General features: G+C 39.3%; 2 protein-coding genes. Both read left to right on the top strand.

What is annotated here, in order from left to right; all coding sequences use genetic code 11:
* Positions 1-151 precede the first annotated feature (151 nt).
* Positions 152-994 (top strand): DNA-processing protein DprA, encoded by an 843-nt coding sequence (gene dprA, locus RFK25_RS11260; protein WP_332413518.1) that lies wholly within the window; start codon positions 152-154, stop codon positions 992-994.
* A 92-nt stretch (positions 995-1,086) separates the two neighbouring features.
* Positions 1,087-3,180, top strand: coding sequence for a type I DNA topoisomerase (topA, locus tag RFK25_RS11255; RefSeq protein WP_332413517.1), 2,094 nt, complete (start codon positions 1,087-1,089; stop codon positions 3,178-3,180).
* Positions 3,181-3,325 lie beyond the last annotated feature (145 nt).

The following is a 3,325-nucleotide window of genomic DNA, read 5'->3' as shown; positions in this document are numbered from 1 at the left end:
CAGATGGGGTGGTTTCAGCATTAAAACAGCCATTTTTCTCTAAAAACAGTAAAAAAGACAAACACCAAAACGATGTTTGTCTGCAATCTGATTCTTCCATTTGGGAGAATTTTTTCTTTGCCTTGCGAATAGATAAGGTGAGGTGAAGAAAATGAATAATTTTGAATTGTTTAAATGGAAAAAAGCAGGTCTGACCAATCTAAATATTAATAAAGTTTTGACTTATCAAGATTTACATGGTAAAAAATTGACCTTACGTAATGTCGCGGTCGTATCTGAATGTAAAAATCCAGTGCTATTTATGGAGAACTATAAGAATTTGGATATCAAATCTTGTCGGGAAGAATTTAACAAGTTTCCTTCTTTTTCGATTTTGGATGACGTTTATCCGTTAGCATTGAAGCAAATTTACAATCCACCTGTACTTTTGTTTTATAAAGGGGATTTAGAATTGCTAGAAAAATCAAAGCTGGCAGTCGTTGGTACACGAAATGCCAGCAAAACTGGTATTCAGTCTGTTCAGAAAATTATCAAAGAACTAAATAATCGCTTTGTTATTGTTAGTGGTCTGGCAAGAGGAATTGATACAGCTGCTCATATTGCTAGCCTGAAAAATGGTGGGCAAACCATTGCCGTTATTGGAACAGGTTTGGATAAGATTTATCCCAAAGAAAACGGAGAATTACAGACCTACATCGGAAAACACCATTTAGTTTTGACTGAATACGAACCAGGTGCAGACCCTCTCAAATACCATTTTCCAGAACGCAATCGCATTATAGCTGGTTTGGTGGAAGGATTGGTAGTCTGCGAAGCTAAAATGCGGTCGGGTAGCTTGATTACCTGCGAACGTGCCTTGGAAGGAGGAAGAGAAGTCTATGCCATACCTGGTTCCATTTTGGATGGGAAATCAGATGGTTGTCATCATTTGATTCAAGAAGGCGCAAAGTGTATTACATCAGGCTTGGACATCCTTTCAGATTATCAATTATAAAATAAGTTTTCCTATAGGAAAATAAAAATCTTGACACTAGCTGAAAAATAGTATATTCTTTGTGAGGTTAAAAATAATTGTAAGGTATAAGAATGGCTACAAAATCAGTTAGTAAGAAAAAAACAGTAAGTAAGAAAAATCTTGTCATTGTAGAGTCGCCTGCAAAGGCTAAGACAATTGAAAAATATCTTGGTAAAAATTATAAGGTTGTTGCCTCAGTCGGACACATTCGTGATTTGAAAAAATCAAGTATGTCTATTGACTTTGACAATAACTATGCACCAGAGTATATCAATATCCGTGGTAAAGGTCCGCTCATCAATTCCTTGAAGAAAGAAGCAAAAAATGCCAAACAAGTCTTTCTGGCGAGTGACCCGGACCGTGAAGGAGAAGCGATTTCATGGCATTTGGCTCATATTTTGGGACTGGATGAAAATGATAAAAACCGTGTTGTTTTCAATGAAATCACCAAGGACGCTGTAAAAAATGCCTTCAAGGAACCACGCGCTATCAATCATGACTTGGTTGATGCCCAACAGGCTCGTCGTGTTCTAGACCGTATTGTTGGATATTCAATCTCACCCATTCTATGGAAGAAAGTCAAAAAAGGCTTATCTGCAGGGCGCGTGCAATCCGTTGCCCTCAAACTCATTATAGACCGTGAAAATGAAATCAACAATTTCAAGCCAGAGGAATATTGGACTATTGATGCCACCTTTAAAAAGGGTACAAAGAAATTTCAAGCTAGCTTTTATGGACTAGATGGGAAAAAAGTTAAGGTTGAAAACAATGAACAGGTCAAGGAGATTCTGGCTCGTTTAAATAGCGATGATTTCTTGGTCGAACAGGTAGAGCGTAAGGAACGTAAACGCAATGCACCACTTCCTTATACAACCTCGACTATGCAAATGGATGCGGCTAACAAAATCAATTTCCGTACCCGTAAGACCATGATGGTTGCCCAACAGCTCTATGAAGGGGTTAGTCTTGGTACAGGTGGTACACAAGGTTTGATTACCTATATGCGTACGGATTCAACCCGTATCAGTCCAGTTGCTCAGGCTCAGGCGGCGGAGTTTATCACAGAACGTTTTGGGGAAAAGTATTCCAAACATGGTAGCAAGGTCAAGAATGCGACCGGTGCCCAAGATGCCCACGAAGCCATTCGTCCTTCAAATGTTCAATTGACACCGGAATCCATTGCCAAATATTTGGATAAGGACCAACTTCGTCTTTATACCTTGATTTGGAATCGTTTTGTAGCTAGTCAGATGGCAGCGGCGGTCTTTGATACCATGAGTGTTCGTCTAGGTCAAAATGGAGTGATTTTTGCTGCCAATGGTAGCCAAGTTAAATTTGATGGTTACATGGCTGTCTATAATGATTCTGACAAGAATAAGATGTTGCCAGATATGGAGCAAGGTGATACAGTTGTACGTACGTCAACAAATCCTGAACAGCATTTTACGCAGCCACCAGCTCGCTATTCTGAAGCTACTTTGATTAAGACCTTGGAAGAAAATGGTGTAGGTCGTCCGTCAACTTATGCTCCAACTATTGAAACCATTCAAAAACGTTATTATGTCAAACTTGCTGCTAAGCGTTTCGAACCGACAGAGTTGGGTGAGATTGTCAACAAACTCATTGTCGAATTTTTCCCTGATATCGTTAATGTTAAGTTTACAGCCGATATGGAACAGAAATTGGATGATGTCGAGATTGGTAAGGAGCAGTGGCAGAAGGTTATTGATGGTTTCTATCAACCCTTTAAAGTGGAACTTTCTAAAGCTGAAGACCAAATGGAGAAAATCCAAATAAAGGATGAGCCAGCTGGTTTTGATTGTGAAGTTTGTGGACATGAAATGGTTATTAAACTTGGTCGTTTTGGAAAATTCTATGCTTGTAGTAATTTCCCCGATTGCCGCAATACTAAGCAAATTACCAAGGAGATTGGCGTGACTTGTCCAGTGTGTCAACAAGGCCAGGTCATTGAGCGTAAGAGCAAACGAAATCGACTTTTCTATGGTTGTGACCGTTATCCAGAGTGTGAATTCACCTCATGGGATAAACCTGTTGGTCGTAGCTGTCCGAAATGTGACCACTATCTCGTTGAGAAAAAAGTTCGCGGTGGTGGTAAACAAGTTGTCTGTCCAAATGGTGACTACGAGGAAGATAAAATTAAATAAGATAAGACTGCTATTCTCATGGGAATGGCAGTTGTTTTTCATCTTGAGAAAAAAATTCCCGTGTTGTAAAATGAAGTGCAACAAAAAAGACATGTTCGTCTGATATACTAGAATTCCCCAACTCAGTATAGAAAGCAGATGAACA

The organism is Streptococcus sp. SS-4456 (genome assembly GCF_036680365.1).
Lineage (GTDB): Bacteria > Bacillota > Bacilli > Lactobacillales > Streptococcaceae > Streptococcus.
Note: the sequence above shows the minus strand (reverse complement) of the source record. Positions and strands in the feature narration are given on the sequence as shown.